The following is a 15603-nucleotide window of genomic DNA, read 5'->3' on the forward strand; positions in this document are numbered from 1 at the left end:
TTAAAAAACAAGTCATGATGAAAAAAATACTATTAGCTTTAACCGCCTTAGTCGGCTTAGTCTTCACTCTAGGGAGTGAGGGGGCCTTTAAGTCCTCGCTCTTTGATGGCGAGCTTTTCTCAGATAAAGAAGAAATCGAAATGGTTTATGTCCAATGGGATACGGAGATTGCTTCGACCCATGTGATTGCCAGTGTCTTAGAGGAAGCTGGCTACCAAGTCAAAATGACTTCAGCTGATGTTCCAGTTATGTGGGCTTCCTTAGCTTCTGGCGATGTGGATGGCATGGTGGCTGCTTGGTTGCCACAAACTCATGGTTCTTACTATGATGAGTTTGGCGACCAGATGGAAGACTTGGGCCCTAATCTAAGGGGTGCCAAGATTGGTTTGGTCGTTCCTAGCTATATGTCGGTCTCTAGTATCGCTGACTTGTCATCCGAGGCTAGCTCGACTATAACAGCGATTGAACCTGGGACAGGCGTTGTTATGGCCACTGAAAGAGCATTCGACGCTTATCCTAACTTAGGGCAATGGCAGATGGAAACCGCCTCAACGGGGGCCATGACGACTGCTCTCGGTCAAGCGATTGACCGCGACGAAGAAATTGTCGTGACAGGTTGGTCGCCTCATTGGAAGTTCCAAAGCTATGACCTAAAATACTTGGAAGATCCAGAAGGGGTCTTCGGTGGCGAAGAAACCATCAACACTATGGTTCGCCATGGTCTAAAAGAAGACCACCCACGCGCCTATCAAATCCTCGACCGCTTTGAGTGGGAGATGGAAGATATGGAGAGTGTGATGCTAGATATTGCAGATGGCACTGATCCAGGGCAAGCAGCAGACAAATGGATTGAAGCTAACCGAGACAAGGTCGATAGTTGGTTAGCAGAGTAAAGAACTCCATTCCTTTGTAAAAGAAATGCTTTAAGTGAAGCCTAGGCCTTACTTGGAGGGACTAATGATACAAATAAGAGCCATAGACTGAGTAAAATTTCAGTCTATGGCTCTTTTGTGTTTAGCCTTTAATAAACAGCAATCGGTCCTGCTTCGCTTTCGATGACGCGGATGTTGGCGTCGAATATGTCTTGGAGCTGCTGGGTCTGCATGACATCGCGGGGGGAGCCGAAGCTTGCGATCTGCCCCTTCTTCATGGCGCAGATGAAGTCAACGTAGCGGGCGGCGATATTGATATCATGGAGGACCGTGATGATGGTTCGGTCCAGCTGGTTAACCACCTGGCGGAGGTGCATCATCATCTGGATAGAGCTCGCAATATCCAGGTTGTTCAAAGGTTCGTCGAGGAGGACATAGGGGGTCTCTTGGGCTAGAACCATGGCTACATAGGCACGCTGGCGTTGGCCACCAGACAGTTGGTCGAGATAGCGGTCAGCTAGCTTTTCTAGGCTGAGGAAGTGGATATAGTTATCTACAATTTCTAAGTCTTTCTCAGTGAGACGACCCTTGCTGTAGGGGAAGCGGCCAAAAGCCACCAATTGCTTGACTGTTAACCGAGTCATGAAGTGGTTTTCCTGGCGGAGCACAGCAATTTTTTTGGCCAAGTCCTGGCTTTTGCTTTCATCCATGGCTTGGCCTTCCAGGTAGACCCGGCCGTTATCCGCTTGGAGTAAGCGCCCAATCATCATCAGGCAGGTCGACTTGCCTGCACCATTGGGACCAACGAGGGCAGTAAAACTACCCTTAGGAATTTCGAGATCGAGGGGACCGATTTTGACTTCATCGTTATAGGCTTTAGAGAGCCCTTCGAGTCGGATCATAGGGATTCTCCTTTCTTATTTCTGAGGAGGACGGTGAGGAAGCTGAGACCACCGAAGACCTCAATGATCACACCTACCACGCCCTGGGCATTGAAGATATGGTACATGAAGAAGTAGGCACCTGTTAAGACAGCAAAGGCGACCGCAATGGCCATCAGGAAGAGATAGCGGTGGTCATAGGTCGGAACTAGCTGGTAGCAGATATTGGCTACCAGGAAGCCAAAGAAGGACAGGGGCCCAATCAAGGCAGTAGAAATGGCCATCAGGATGGCGACAAGGCTTAAAACAAGGATGGCAATCTGCTTGGGATTGAGGCCGAGGTTCTTGGCAACATCCCTTCCTAGGGACATGATATCGAGTTTGGAACTGAGAGCCAGGAGACCGGTGATAGCTAAGACACAGAGGGGGACGGCCAAGATGAATTGTTCGGCTTCCGCATGGTTAACGGAAGCGAAGAGCCGTGCTTGGAGGATATCGAACTCTGAGGGCGCCAGCATCCGGCGCATGAAACTCGCCAGGGAGTTGAGTCCTGTGCCCAACATCATCCCCACTAAGAGCATAATCTGCATATCCGCGTACTTACCTGTCAGCAGCCAGCGGTAGAGGAGCAGGCTGGCTGATACCATGAGGACCAATTGGATGCAGAAGGCCGTTAGACCCGAGAATTGGACTAGGGATTGGACCCCGAGGAAGAAGACGATCGCGGTTTGAAGAGCTACATAGAGGGCTTCAAAACCAAGCAGGGAAGGGGTAATGATCCGATTTTGGGTCAAGGACTGGAAGGCAACAGTCGCTGTGCCCTGGCAGAGAGCCACGATGACCATGGCGATGAGGGCGGTCAACCGCCTTTGAATGACAGGAAAGAAGGAGGGGGAATCAATAGCTACAGGGTTATTGTAGAAGATGAGCCCCCAGCTGAAAGCGAGACCCAGGCAGAAGATGACCCCAAAGAGGATCCAATAGCGGCGCCGGTCAGCTTCCTTAGTAAAGGCTGGAAAATAATGAGGCTTTAATTTCATGTTTTATGCCTCCTTTGGTAGAGTAATAGGCTAATGAAGACGAAAGAACCCAGGGTCCCCAAGATCACAGAGACGGGCAGCTCGAAGGGAGCGATCAGCCATCGGGAGAGGATGTCACAGGCCATGATCAGGGCCATGCCCATGAGGCTAACCCAGACCAGGTTGGACCGGACATCATCGCCGCGAAATAGGGAAATGGTATTGGGAACGATGAGTCCAAGAAAGGGGAGATAGCCGACGACGCTAGCGACAATGCCGACAGCTAGGGCGACGAGGGCGGTTCCGAGCAAGCTCACCTTTTGGTAGTCGACGCCGAGATTGGTTGCCACGTCGCGACCGAGGCCGGCAATGGTCAATCGGTCAGCAAGGAAGTAGATGGCTAGGGTAACCAGGATAATCAACCAGAGATACTCATAGCGTCCCTGCTGGATCGAGGCAAAGGACCCTGTGAACCAAATTTCTAGGGACTGGGTCATATTGAAGGCAAGGCCAATAAAGGTTGAAATAGCGGATACAACTGCTCCCAGCATGATCCCGATGAGGGGAACCAAAAGGCCTGACTTCAAGCGGATGTTGCGCATAAAGTAGAAAAAGATGAGGGTGCCCAAAAAGGCTGCCATAATAGCAAAGCCCATCCGCAAGAAAAGGCTCGGTGAGGGAAAGAGCAAATAGCAAAGGATCAGGCCAAGCCCCGCCCATTCAATGGTTCCAGTCGTCGTGGGTTCAACAAAGCGGTTCTGGCTCAAGAGTTGCATGACCAAACCAGACATGGACATGGCCGTTCCGGAAAGCATTAAGGCAAGTGTTCTTGGGAAGCGTGTGATCCAGAGCATCTGCCAGCCCTCTTCATGGGCCTGGATATCATAAGCGCCAGTCCTAAGGGAGAGATAGGCGAGTAAGACGACGAGAAGGCCGAGGCCCAATAAGCCCCAGCGCCCCCTTAAGGCTTGCTGTAATTTAATTTTATAGGATTTTTTTGGCATGGGCTTGCCTCCTTTAGGCGAGAAAATGCTAAAATTTGCTGCTTAGGCAATAATAATTTAGATAACGAAAGAAACCGGCGACCAATTCAACGGAATGATCGTCGGTTTGTCATTGCCCACTCATTCACATTCATCTTAACAGAGAATGAACTGAATGGAAAATATCAGGACCTACTATTTACTCATCGCATCGGCAATGCGGTTGAAGATTTCAGTGAAGGTTTGGATAGATTCATTAGTATAAGTATCTTCTGGGGCGTAGACGATCTTTTGATCCTTAACGGCTGTCGTATTGGCCAAGGCTTTAGCGTTTTCGAGCACATCTTTGGCTGGCTGAGATTTTTCACCAGGCTTAGAAATGGCTGCATCGCGGTCGAGGACCATGAGCCAGTCAGGGTTGCTTTCGGCAATGGCTTCTACGGAAACATCGTCCCCCTTGTGGTCAGAAGATTCATTAGCCACTTCTAGGGCAGGTTTCCAATTGAAGATATCGTAGAGTGGGCCCCATACCCGGCCAAAGTGTGGCGCTGAGAAACCAAGTTCGCCACCTGAAACCACCAAGGCCATTACTTTGTCTTCGCCATTGTAGGCTTCTTTAGCCCGCTTGATGGAGGCATCCAAAGCTTCGACGTCCTTCTTAGCTTCGTCTTCTTTGTCGAAGATCTTACCCAAGGCCAGGCTCGAATTCTTCAGGCCATCCACTAAGTCTTGGCCAGGGTGCTCGCTGTCTTCGCTCACGTTAATGTCTAAGTTAATCACGGTAGCTTCAGGCACTAATTTCTTGATGTCATCATAGTAGTCAGCAAAACGTTGGCCCACAATCACGAGGTCAGGTTGTTCAGCGGCAATGATTTCTAGGTTAGGTTCCCGGTGGTTGCCGATGTTTTGTACGGAATCATCCTTAACGAAGGCGGAGCTTCCAGGCATGACATCTTTAGGTACGGCAACAGGTTTAATGCCCCATTCTTCCAAGCTTTGGAAGGTCCGGTTGTCTAAGGCAACGACTTTTTGTGGGTTCTTAGGCACTTCAACCTTACCTGTAGCATCCTGGATTTCAACAGTTTCTGCTTTCGCATCAGTCTTGGCACTTGTGCTTTCTTCTGTTTGGCTAGTTGCGCTTTGGCTGCTTTCCGCTTGGTTGGACTGGTTCGATTGACCAGACTCTCCCTGGCTGCAGGCGCCCAGCGCCAACATGGACAAGGAGACGAGGGCGACTTTTAATGCTTTTTCTTTCATATCAATAACCTCTTCTTTGCTATTTTCGAAAATCCCGCTCGTAATTGAGAAAGGTTTTCAATTGATATCCTTATTTTAGCAAAGATTTTGTTTAAAAACTATAGAATCCAACAAATGGGAATGAGTCCAATTTAATCTAGCTTCTTATGATTTAGAATCTATAAACTATAATCACTTTAAATATCTAGGATTGCTTTTGGATCATGCGTCGATAGCGGTAGACAGAAGGCACCGAAACACCTAAAGCCTTGGCAACTTGGGGGACAGCTCCCTTGATCTTGAAGACCCCCTTGGCTTCCAAGCGGCGCATGATATCGAGCTTGGCTTCCGGTGTTAAGCTAAGATTGGACTGAACTTGATCAGGACCGATAATTTCAGTGATGACATCGTTTACATTTTCGGACAGAATTTCCGTGAAATCATTTGAAAAAGCCTCCTCTCTTTCAGCTAATTGGGAGGTCTTAATGGAGATAGGGAGCTTGAGGCTTTTAATGATATGGTCGGCCAGGTCAAATTGCTTGGAATAATCCATATTGACACAAATCATCCCTTGGAGTTGGTTCTCATCATCCTTGATGAAGAAGGTTGAGCCTTGGAGGACTTTTCCAGCTTTTGTCCGGGTCTTATAATTGACCAGGTAATCGCGCTGGAGGTAGTCTTCCTTTTCCATTAATTCGAGGGCAAACTTGGTGATGGGGGAGTCTTTGCTGCGTCCACTCAACTCGCCGTTGACAATCTCTGCGATATACATACGTTTACCATCATAAATATGGAGCACGACTTCGAATTGGTCGCCAAGGACCTCTCCCAAAAAATGTACCAGGGCAATATAATGCTTGAGTCGATCTTTATCCATTCATGGGCCTCCATTCACAAAGCGCTGTTAGTCATCGATGCTTAAATTTAAATTCATTATAGCGCAAACGAAAAAAATAACAAACTTCCGCTAGAGAATAAGAAGAAAAAAAGCTAGAGATGAGAGAGGGATGGGAAGAAGAATAAATATTTATTATCTGCTGTGAAAGCGTTGACCCTAATAATAATCATTGTTAAAGTTGATAACTGTAATGTGAAAGGACTTGCAGAAAGAAAAAATGTAAGCGCTATGAAAAATATAGATACAGAAAGAAGGAAGTAAAAATATGGATTTAATTATTGGAGTGGCTCTCCTGATCCTTGTCTTAGCCTTGTTTACGCTCTTTACCTTCAAAGCTCCTAAAGGCCGTGAAACCATGGGAGCATTTGCGGATGCCTCTTGTGCAACTCTCTTAGTGGAAGCTTTTCTCAATTCCTTTGTGGGGAATATCTTCGATGCCGACTTCTTCAGTGAGGTCGGCATGGCGGCCGGTTCCATGGGTGGGGCCGCCGCAGCCTGTATGATTCCTCTTGCCTTGGGGGCTTCCCCAGTGGCCGCCATGCTCTGTGGGGCAGCTACTTTTGGCTTAGGGATTCTTCCTGGTCTGGTTGCCGGTTACACTTGCTATTGGATCCTTCAATATATTGAGAAGAAATTGCCAGCTGGTCTGGACCTACTCGTGATGATCATTGTGGTAGCTCCTCTAGCACGCTTCATTGCAATCGCCAGCGAGCCGGTTGTCGAAGCGGCCCTCCTCAATATCGGTAAGAGTATTGAAGCTAGCTCTAATGCCGCGCCTGCTATCATGGGGATTATCGTTGGTGGGATCATGGCAGTTGTTTCCAGCTCGCCCATCTCATCTATGGCCCTATCTGCTATGCTCGGTCTGACTGGTCTACCAATGGGGGTAACGACCATGGCCGTCTTTGGCTCAGCCTTCGTTAACTGGATGACCTACCGCGAATTGAAACTCGGGGGTCCGCGTGAAAGCTTGGCTGTCTTCTTAGAAGCCAAGACCCAGGTTGACCTCACCTCAGCCAATCCGCTTCCAGTATATCTGGCTGACTTTATCGGGGGTGGCTTGTGCGGCCTTGTTGTAGCCCTTGCCGGTATGGTGAATGAAGCCTCTTCTACGGCTACACCATTCGCAGGCCTAGCCGTGATGTTTGCCTATAACCCTGCTATGAAGGTTGTTATTATGGCTGTTGCCTGTGCTTTGATTGGCCTAGTGACTGCTTATATTTCAGCGAAATGCTTTAAAAATTATCCTATCAATCGTTTGGATGATCTTAAAGCAGAAGCAGACTCAGAGGAAGCAGACGGTGTTTCTTCAGACGCTTACTATGCCCACCAAGCAAGCTAATAAAAAATGTTTTTATAAATTGTGTTAGTGAGCAACCATTAAGCTTTTGCTCAAAAAAGTAACTGGTATAAAAGTTTTCATTACTGCTCACCAAGATAAAAAATTAAAACTATTTTTTAAGGAAGTTAGGGAAGCCCCTGCTTCCTTTTTTGAGCTAAAAGGCTCTGCTGAAAGAGGGAATTGAGCTTTTTATACAATCTTAAAACAAAAAGAAGACTTTCACAAAAATGTTCAAAAAAATCTTTCTCATCATTTTTATTATTGTTCTTCTATTATATTGCTGATAAAATGAGTATTTATTAATTTTTAATTATTGCCTTGAATACGATAACAAATAGTGTTTTATTTACTTGTTTATTGACCTTAACAATAGTTTCTCTGAATTTTATCACATTTAAATTCTCATATTATAGCGAGAAAAATTAATAAAATATTATCCTTGTAATAATAAATTATTTGTATTGATGGCGCTTTCATGATAAGCTTTTATCAAGTTGTAATGGGAAAGGGGGACCCAGAAGAAAAGCTTGTAATCAGTGATGTAAGCGGTTTATTGTTTTTTGTCTGAAAACACTGTCTCCCCTTGTCAGGATAATTCGATCAGCTCTTATACTAGGGCAAGGGGCAGTGTTCAGCGAGTCAGAGATTAAGAAAGCAGGATAAAACTATGGATATTATTGTCGGTACGATTTGGTTGCTAGTTGTACTAGCTATCTTTACATTATTTAACTATAAAGCTCCCCACGGCGCGAAAGCCATGGGCGCCCTAGCTGCAGCAGCCTGCGCCAGCTTCCTGGTAGAGGCCTTCCATGATTCCTTCTTTGGATCGGTGCTTGGCCTTGAGTTCCTTAAAGAAGTTGGGATGGCTAATGGTGCCCTGAGTGGTGTCGCTGCAGCGATCTTGGTTGCAATTGCGATTGGTGTTCAACCGGGTTATGCGGTCTTGATGGGTCTGGCTGCTTCTGGAACAGGGATCTTACCTGGTTTCTTGGCAGGTTACTTAGTGGCCTTCCTGGTTAAGTGGATGCAAAAAAATATTCCAGGTGGTCTTGACTTAATTCTTATTATCATTATCAGTGCCCCACTTACTCGGGCTATCGCCCTTTTCATTGCGCCACTTGTCGATAATTCACTCTTACAGATCGGCGAAATCTTAATTGCTTCCTCTGAATCAAGCCCAGTGATTATGGGGATCATCCTCGGTGGGGTAATCACTGTGGTTGCAACGGCTCCTTTGAGCTCTATGGCCCTAACTGCCATGCTTGGGTTGACAGGGACTCCGATGGCTATCGGGGCTTTGGCAGTCTTTGGCTCTTCTTTCATGAACTACATGATCTTCCACCATCTCAAACTGGGTGAGCGCAAAGACACCATTGCCTTTGCGATTGAACCCCTAACCCAGGCTGATGTGACTTCAGCGAACCCTATTCCAATCTACGGCATTAACTTTGTCGGTGGGGCTTGCAGTGGGATTCTAGTAGCCCTCTTGCAGATGGTCAATGAAACCCCAGGCACAGCGACGCCAATTGCTGGTTTTGCGGTGATGTTTGCTTACAACCCAGCCATGCAAGTGCTCCTCGTTGGTTTAGCCCTCATCGTGATTAACTTGATTGTTGGTTTCCTCGGGGCTAAAGTCTTCAAGAACTATCCAGTCATTACTAAACAAGAACTAGCCGAACGTGAATAGTTAAGCTAGAGCCTAAGAAAAAAAGCTAAGCGCTTGATTCAGCTTAGCTTTTTTCATGCTTTCGGACGCGGAAACATGCTACAATCAGTGGTAAGAATGAATTAGCCTGAAGGGAGATCTAATGATGGAAGAAGAAAGTCGGGCCCAAGCCTTTATCGAAGCGGGGGAGCGGATTAGTTCGGCTGCGCGGATTAATTATGTGGATTTACTGGTGGACCATGCCCAGGGTGCCTTGGTCTATGATGCGGATGGCAAGGCCTATATTGACCTCTTAGCCAGCGCTTCAACGGCCAATGTCGGCCACTGCCATCCCCAAGTGGTCGCTGCCATCCAAGAACAGGCTGAACACTTGCTTCATTATATTCCCTCCTATTCCTACCAAGCTCAGCTCGAAGCATTAGCTGAACGTTTAGCAGGAATGACGCCAGGCCATTTCGAGAAGAAAGTTTCCTTCTCTACCTCGGGATCAGAAGCCAATGAAGCGATCATTAAATTCGCTCGCGCCTATACAGGCCGCCCCTATCTGATCAGTTTTACTGGGGCCTATCATGGATCGAGCTATGGGGCGATGACCCTGTCGGCTTGCAGCCTCAATATGCGGCGCAAAATGGGGCCCCTTTTACCTGGAGTTTATCACATGCCTTATCCAGATCCCTATCGGCGAAGACCAGGGGAGAGTGATGACCAGCTAGCTGAGCGTTACCTGGACGCTATCCGGTTAGCCTTCGAGACCTACCTGGCCCCTGAAGAGGTCGCCTGTGTCTTAATCGAACCAATCCAAGGTGATGCTGGCATCATTATCCCACCCCAAGCCTTTATGCAGGGCCTCTATGAGCTTTGCCAAGAACATGGCATCCTCTTTGCAGTGGATGAAATTAACCAGGGACTCGGAAGGTCGGGGAAGCTGTGGGGGATCGACCACTTTGGTCTCACGCCGGATCTGATGGCAATCGGTAAGTCCTTAGCATCGGGGCTCCCGCTCTCTGCCTTGGTGGGACGAGCAGAGATCCTAGAGAGCCTCGGCTCACCCGGCCATGCCTTCACCTCGGCTGGCAACCCCGTCTGTGTTGCAGCTGCACACGCCAGTCTCGATGTGATCGAAGAAGAAAACTTGGTCCAAAAATCTGAAGAAGACGGGCGTTTTGCCCAAGCAGCTTTCCAATCCCTCCAGTCTAAGTATCCTCAGATCATAGGGGATGTCCGGTGCTTGGGCCTCAATGCGGGTATTGAGCTCGTGACCGACCCTGAGACCAAGGAAAGGGACAGCCAAGCTGCCAGCAAGATCATGACCTATCTCTTTGACCACGGGGTGCTCATGGTCACCTTGATGGGCAATGTCCTCCGCTTCCAGCCGCCCCTAGTGATTAGCCGAGAGCTTTTAACGCAAGCCTTTGCAGTCTTAGACCAGGCCTTTGCTGCCTTAGAAGCTGGAGAGATCCAACTTCCAGATCATGTGGACCTGGGCTGGTAGGGCTTTAAGCTGATACTTCCTTAGCCTAGTTAGGCTAGGGATTTTTTGTTCTTCCTAAGCCGTACCAAAAATTTTACCGACTTCGATTTAATAAACAAATCTTTACTTGATAATATGCTATGATGATTAAATGATAGCTGAGAGTCAATAATGTAAGGATGAGTAAGGAGATGATGACATGATGAGATTGCTTGGAAGTAAGGACCGACGCCAGCTGGCATTGATCGCTATCTACCAGAATGAAGACGACTTATACCTCACCCATGGGGACTTAGCCGATCGTCTGTCGTGTACCAATGCAACCATCAAAAGTGATTTAATCGAAATACAAAGTTTGTTCCCAGAGGAGATCCAAGTGAACCAGTCCGGTATTTGGGTAAACCTTGCCTTCAAAAAAAATGGTATCTGCTAACTATTACTTCAAAAAGTTTAGCCAAGAAGCTGTGACTTATCGCTTGCTCTTTGAATTGATGCGTGTTTCTTATACATCGGTGGAAGAGCTCAGCCAGAAAATTTATGTCAGCCGTAGCTCGGTCTACCGAGCCATTAAACAGATTAACCAATTTTTCGATGAGGCAAATTTAGAACTTGAAGTGACCACTTCCCCCTTGGCCTTAGAGGGTAAAGAATTGACTATTCGCTTATTCTACCCTTTTGCTTTAATTCATTACCTATCGGATACCGATTGGCCCTTTACAAGCATTAGCCAACAGCAGGCCTTTGACTTATATGAGGTGCTAGCCTCAACCTCTCCTTACCTCAAAAGCTTTTCTTCCAACCCCTTAGTTTATTTACAGATCGGTTTGAACTTTGAACGATTTGCCAATCAGTTTGTGCTTGAGAAGGCAGACTGGCCGATAACAACACGAGAGCTGTCGCTTTTAATGGTTAATTTAGATATTTTTACAGATTTTCAAGCTCAGACTGGCAGGTATCCGCTCTTTGAAGTTATACCACAAGTTGTTCCTGGATTAATTTCATCGGGAACCCTGCTTAATCGGTCTTACTTGGAAGAGAACTCGAGAGTCCCCGCGGCTGTTAAGCAAAGCATCGCTAATTTTGAAGCGGATATGTACCAGCTCAAGGCGGACTACCAACTCAAGACGGCCCAAGAAAAAGATATTCAGCTCATTTCTTTGATCTTATACAATTTATGTATTGCTATGGATAAGAATGTGAACGTTATCTTGAATAATCCCATTACCTACCAGAGTAACTTAGTTTATGAGGTTGCCTGCATTAATCCAGAATTTGTGGTGGATGTCCAAGCCATGATTAAGAAATTTATCCAGTCGCTCAATATAATGACCGACATTTCTGACCAGCTTCTGATTGGCTTTACTTTCTATTTTATTGTGGCTTGGCCGAATACAATTTTTGAACTAAATAGAATCGTTAAAATTGACCTCTTGCTTTATACCGGGAATTTCCAGTATGATCTGGAATATAAAGCCATATTGGATCCTATAGTCCATAACTATGTGACAGTCCATGTCCGCAACCAGGCCATTAATTGGCAGGAGATTCTCGAAGACAGCCCCTATCAAATAATCATGACGACCTTCGACATTCCAAGCACACCCGGCCGTTATATCTTTAATATCAATTCGATGCCTAACGTGAACACCTTCTTATGGATCTATGAGACGGTTCGGACCATCAATGATTCAGATACGTCCAACATGTCTGACATGCTCTTCACCCAATAGGAACGATCAACTGACTCGCAAGGGTCAGTTTTTTTATTAAGAGGTTTCACATTTTTACGGTTTAAGCTTATTAAGAACAGAAGAAAACAATAAAGATGATTATAATCAAGATAAATTTTAGTGAAAGGAGCAGGTTCCCGTTTGAAGGGGATAGATAGAAGAAGAGTTAGCAGTTTGCTAGAGTTTCAATTGACCGGTTTTAGTCATTTGTCAGTGGGGTAGCGATAAATTACTGACTTTATCGCTTTTTTTTACTTGGAAAAAATAGTCGAGGGAGCCAAACATCCTTTGATTGACCAAGCAAAATAAAGACAAGTTAAGAGCTACAAGCCTCAGTCGATAAGCTTAAGAAAGGAAAGTTTGATATGGTAGGTAAGAACAATAGACAAGTCCAAAGAGAAAAACAAAGTCATAAATTTTACCGTTATTCGATTAAACGATTGAATGTGGGAGTGGCTTCCGTTGCAGTCGTGGCAGGTCTCCTTTTTGCTGGGGATATGGCGATTGTCCATGCAGCTAATCTGACGGATGTTCCATCAAGTGAGCCAGCTGCTTTAGAAGGAGTGGCAGAAGACAAGCAAGCTGATCGAAATCAGCTGGAAGTAGCGGCTGAACAAGTAGCCCCGGTAGAAGTGGGGCCAGCCACAAGTCAGCCAGGGCAAGAAATTTCGTCTGAAGCCAAAGGGGAAGACAAGGCTATCGATTCTGACGAAAGTGCTCAGTCCGAAAACCAAGCGGAAAAGCAAGCGACAGACCAAGTTGTTCAAGCCGGTCAACAGAAAGAAAAGATTGGTTTGACCGAGGCGAGCTTCCATAGCGAAGAAAAACAAGCCGAGTCAAGGCAAGGACTAGACGCTCTTAGTCGTCAAAAGAATTCTCTTCAAGGCCCAAATCTTGAACAATTAGCGCATCAAGTTCAAAATGCAGGAAATCCTAAGCAAGTTTTACGGACCCACTTAGCGGAAGTCTATGCGCCAGAAGACGTTGAGGGCTTAATAGCTCATATTAATTTGAAGCATATTCACAATGCGACTAGCCTGCAGGAGGAAATAACCAAGGCAGGTCTTCAATACCTTGAGAAACAGAGGAAGTATGCCAATGTCTACATGGCCATGCCCCGATCAGCTCGTGCATCCCAAAGTGGTCGGAATGTAAATTCATTAATTCAGGTGGATCAGTTGACGCTAACAAGTTCAAAGGATTTCAACCATCCCACAGAACTCAAAACGGTCAATGATAATCGTGGGGAAGCTTTATACTTACATACGAGATTCCGCGTACCCCAGGGCGTCAGGGGAGGGGACTACTTCACCATTGATTACGGCGAGTATTTCCGCCCTGGTGGCTTGAATATTCCGCCATCGGTGCAGCATATCATGTCTTTAAACGGACAAGTTCTTGCGCGAGGAAACTATGATGCCCAGACTAACAAGGTAGTTTACGTCTTCGAGAACGGGGTGGACCACTTGGCGAATATTCAAGGATTTATTCATCAAGGTCTTCAACCCTTCTACGATAAGGTCACAACCGATAATAAGACCTACCAAGCTAGGGTCCAGGTAGGCAATCAAGCGAAAACACAGGGCTTCGCCTATAACTTTGATGCCACTAACCAGGCAGATAAGCGAGGGAAATATTTATTAACCAATGGGACGCATACCCAGACGGATCGGCGTCGGCCTGAAGTCGTGACAGAAGTGGTTTACCACATTAACCGTGATGGGCTGCCGGTAACGGATGGTCCGCATACGCTCTTTATGGAAGCTGACCAACATAAGATTCGCGATTTTAAACTTTATGAAGTCGTTAATGACCGGGCTTTCACCGATTCTTACAATCCTAATTTTAATCCCGCAGATGTTCGGGAAGTGACAGACTTACGGATTACCGAAACGCGGGATAAGGACAATAAGCCAGGCTGGCGAGGAGAGTCTAACCGATTCAAGGCTGGTCTAAGTCAAGGTAAACGCTATATTATTAAAGCCCATTATGTTCCGAAGTCGGCAGAGGCGGCTACCAAGTCGGGGCAGATCCACCTATCTGTTCGTAATAGTCGAGATAACACCTCTCCAAGCGGCTGGAAGCCTCTAACCATGTCAAAAACATATAATTCTGGTGATGCTTCGGCAGAAATGAATCGAAAATATGGAGCCTTCGTTGAACACCACCGCTATGAAACTGTCGATCAGAACGGTAAAGTCCTGAGTGTCGACAAAAATATTGATGGAGAGACCTTAACCGGGATTGTAGGCAAGCATACCTATCTAACTTCGGCCAAACCGATTGAAGGCTATCGCTTCGTCAAGGCCGAGAACCCTATTAATGGTCCAGCATACAATCCGGATGGACGCTACAAGGCTGGTCAATTTAAAGCAGATGTTACCCAGGAAATTACTTATGTGTACCAACGGGTGGTTGAAAAGCAATCGACCTATGAAATGACAGTGGAAGATAGCTCTTATAAGACGGACTTCCAATACAATCCCTCGTTGCCAGCTGGTCAAATCAAAGAAATTCGTCCCGGCCGTGATGGACGCGTTCGGGTCCTATATGAACATGTCGATTCAGAGCGGATTCCTAACTTTAACCCCCAATGATTTTAGATACATGCGCGGCCAATACTGGCGCGAAGTATCTCGAGAAGTGGTTCAAGAAGCCCAAAGTCAGATTTTTGGCTATAACTTTGAAAGTATTATTAGAACTGAGCCGCAAGCAGATGGCGGTGTGAAAATTGTTTATAATACAGGCCGTGAACTTGTTATTCCTGGGCCCAAACAACCAGACAAGCCGCTGCTACCGAATAAACCCATTGTTGAAGTCAATCGTGGACAAGGGAGTCATCCTGAAAGCGGCAAGCACGTCAAGGGAAGTTACGTAACTGTAAAAATTTATAACCCTAACACGGATCAATTTGAAGATGAAAAAACTATTTTCATCCCTGACGGTGAAAAAGGTGATCAAGGTGAGCGCGGAGAACAAGGCCTTCCAGGGACTCCAGGTCAAGATGGAACCGATGGTAAAGATGGGAAGTCAGTCCTCGCAACTACTGAACGCGGCACCAAAGCTGATGAAACCGGAAAAGAGCGTCCAGGCACTTGGATGATTGTTCACGAAGACGCTAATAACAACGGGAAAGTAGACCCAGGTGAACGCGAAATCAGCCGTGAATTCATCTTCGACGGCACCGATGGTAAAAACGGTAAGACCCCAGTTGTTGAAAGTGAACGTGTTGAGAAAGATCCAAATGATCCAAACTCCGAATCAGGTGTGAAGATCATTGTCAGAGATCCTGAGAGCAACGATATCATCAAAGAAACCTTCGTTAAAGATGGCGAAAAAGGTGAGAAGGGTGACCAAGGTGAGCCTGGTCAAGACGGCAAGTCCTCTTATGTTCACCTCGTTAAAGGACCAAACGAAGCTGGCGACCCAGGCCAATGGCTCATTACCTACTTTGACAAGAACGGCGACGGCAAGTTCACAGAAGATGAAATTGTCTCCACAGAAT

Annotated in this window: 12 protein-coding genes; 7 read left to right on the forward strand and 5 right to left on the reverse strand. The window is 46.5% G+C overall.

Annotated features, from left to right (window positions below):
- Positions 1-14 precede the first annotated feature (14 nt).
- The gene (locus tag QP339_RS04700) at positions 15-893 is read left to right on the forward strand and encodes a glycine betaine ABC transporter substrate-binding protein (protein ID WP_284910612.1); all 879 of its coding nucleotides are present in this window, start codon (positions 15-17) and stop codon (positions 891-893) included.
- A 128-nt stretch (positions 894-1021) separates the two neighbouring features.
- Here the strand turns inward: QP339_RS04700 and QP339_RS04705 are convergent, their stop codons facing one another.
- The 5 genes from QP339_RS04705 to QP339_RS04725 all read right to left on the reverse strand — a co-directional run bounded on the left by QP339_RS04705 (position 1022) and on the right by QP339_RS04725 (position 5868).
- Complete coding sequence (locus QP339_RS04705; protein ID WP_284910613.1) at positions 1022-1774, reverse strand: iron ABC transporter ATP-binding protein; 753 nt, start codon at positions 1772-1774, stop codon at positions 1022-1024.
- Entirely contained in the window at positions 1771-2793 is a 1023-nt protein-coding gene (locus QP339_RS04710) for an iron chelate uptake ABC transporter family permease subunit (protein ID WP_284910614.1), read from the reverse strand. The genes QP339_RS04705 and QP339_RS04710 overlap by 4 nt, the downstream gene beginning before the upstream one ends.
- The gene (locus QP339_RS04715; RefSeq protein ID WP_070616631.1) at positions 2790-3776 is read right to left on the reverse strand and encodes an ABC transporter permease; all 987 of its coding nucleotides are present in this window, start codon (positions 3774-3776) and stop codon (positions 2790-2792) included. Before QP339_RS04715 ends, QP339_RS04710 begins: the two co-directional genes overlap by 4 nt.
- Positions 3777-3950: 174 nt before the next feature.
- Complete coding sequence (locus tag QP339_RS04720; protein WP_284910615.1) at positions 3951-5012, reverse strand: siderophore ABC transporter substrate-binding protein; 1062 nt, start codon at positions 5010-5012, stop codon at positions 3951-3953.
- Positions 5013-5196: 184 nt separating this feature from the next.
- Complete coding sequence (locus QP339_RS04725; RefSeq protein ID WP_284910616.1) at positions 5197-5868, reverse strand: helix-turn-helix transcriptional regulator; 672 nt, start codon at positions 5866-5868, stop codon at positions 5197-5199.
- A gap of 286 nt (positions 5869-6154) precedes the next feature.
- Here QP339_RS04725 and QP339_RS04730 point away from each other — a divergent pair, with 286 nt between their 5' ends.
- The 6 genes from QP339_RS04730 to QP339_RS04755 all read left to right on the forward strand — a co-directional run bounded on the left by QP339_RS04730 (position 6155) and on the right by QP339_RS04755 (position 14695).
- Positions 6155-7231: a PTS sugar transporter subunit IIC gene (locus tag QP339_RS04730; RefSeq protein WP_070616638.1), complete on the forward strand. Its 1077-nt coding sequence runs from the start codon at positions 6155-6157 to the stop codon at positions 7229-7231.
- Between the two features lie 667 nt (positions 7232-7898).
- Entirely contained in the window at positions 7899-8918 is a 1020-nt protein-coding gene (locus QP339_RS04735) for a PTS sugar transporter subunit IIC (RefSeq protein ID WP_070616640.1), read from the forward strand.
- A gap of 121 nt (positions 8919-9039) precedes the next feature.
- Entirely contained in the window at positions 9040-10389 is a 1350-nt protein-coding gene (locus QP339_RS04740; RefSeq protein ID WP_070616642.1) for an aspartate aminotransferase family protein, read from the forward strand.
- Positions 10390-10567: 178 nt separating this feature from the next.
- Positions 10568-10801: a helix-turn-helix domain-containing protein gene (locus QP339_RS04745; protein ID WP_284910617.1), complete on the forward strand. Its 234-nt coding sequence runs from the start codon at positions 10568-10570 to the stop codon at positions 10799-10801.
- A complete protein-coding gene (locus QP339_RS04750; RefSeq protein ID WP_284910618.1) occupies positions 10773-12098 on the forward strand; it encodes a helix-turn-helix domain-containing protein in 1326 nt (441 codons plus the stop codon). Before QP339_RS04745 ends, QP339_RS04750 begins: the two co-directional genes overlap by 29 nt.
- A gap of 365 nt (positions 12099-12463) precedes the next feature.
- Positions 12464-14695 (forward strand): Ig-like domain-containing protein, encoded by a 2232-nt coding sequence (locus tag QP339_RS04755; protein ID WP_284910619.1) that lies wholly within the window; start codon positions 12464-12466, stop codon positions 14693-14695.
- The last annotated feature ends 908 nt before the right edge of the window (positions 14696-15603 follow it).

Origin of the sequence: Aerococcus sp. UMB7834 (genome assembly GCF_030215145.1) — a bacterium.
In the GTDB taxonomy this organism is placed as follows: Bacteria; Bacillota; Bacilli; order Lactobacillales; family Aerococcaceae; genus Aerococcus.

What these genes read in the sequence shown, in the direction of transcription:
- QP339_RS04735 (WP_070616640.1), top strand. Translation starts at nt 7,899, where the DNA reads ATGGATATTATTGTCGGTACGATTTGGTTGCTAGTTGTACTAGCTATC.
- QP339_RS04700 (WP_284910612.1), top strand. Translation starts at nt 15, where the DNA reads ATGATGAAAAAAATACTATTAGCTTTAACCGCCTTAGTCGGCTTAGTC.
- QP339_RS04710 (WP_284910614.1), bottom strand. Translation starts at nt 2,793, where the DNA reads ATGAAATTAAAGCCTCATTATTTTCCAGCCTTTACTAAGGAAGCTGAC.
- QP339_RS04720 (WP_284910615.1), bottom strand. Translation starts at nt 5,012, where the DNA reads ATGAAAGAAAAAGCATTAAAAGTCGCCCTCGTCTCCTTGTCCATGTTG.
- QP339_RS04705 (WP_284910613.1), bottom strand. Translation starts at nt 1,774, where the DNA reads ATGATCCGACTCGAAGGGCTCTCTAAAGCCTATAACGATGAAGTCAAA.
- QP339_RS04715 (WP_070616631.1), bottom strand. Translation starts at nt 3,776, where the DNA reads ATGCCAAAAAAATCCTATAAAATTAAATTACAGCAAGCCTTAAGGGGG.
- QP339_RS04740 (WP_070616642.1), top strand. Translation starts at nt 9,040, where the DNA reads ATGATGGAAGAAGAAAGTCGGGCCCAAGCCTTTATCGAAGCGGGGGAG.
- QP339_RS04755 (WP_284910619.1), top strand. Translation starts at nt 12,464, where the DNA reads ATGGTAGGTAAGAACAATAGACAAGTCCAAAGAGAAAAACAAAGTCAT.
- QP339_RS04730 (WP_070616638.1), top strand. Translation starts at nt 6,155, where the DNA reads ATGGATTTAATTATTGGAGTGGCTCTCCTGATCCTTGTCTTAGCCTTG.
- QP339_RS04725 (WP_284910616.1), bottom strand. Translation starts at nt 5,868, where the DNA reads ATGGATAAAGATCGACTCAAGCATTATATTGCCCTGGTACATTTTTTG.
- QP339_RS04745 (WP_284910617.1), top strand. Translation starts at nt 10,568, where the DNA reads ATGATGAGATTGCTTGGAAGTAAGGACCGACGCCAGCTGGCATTGATC.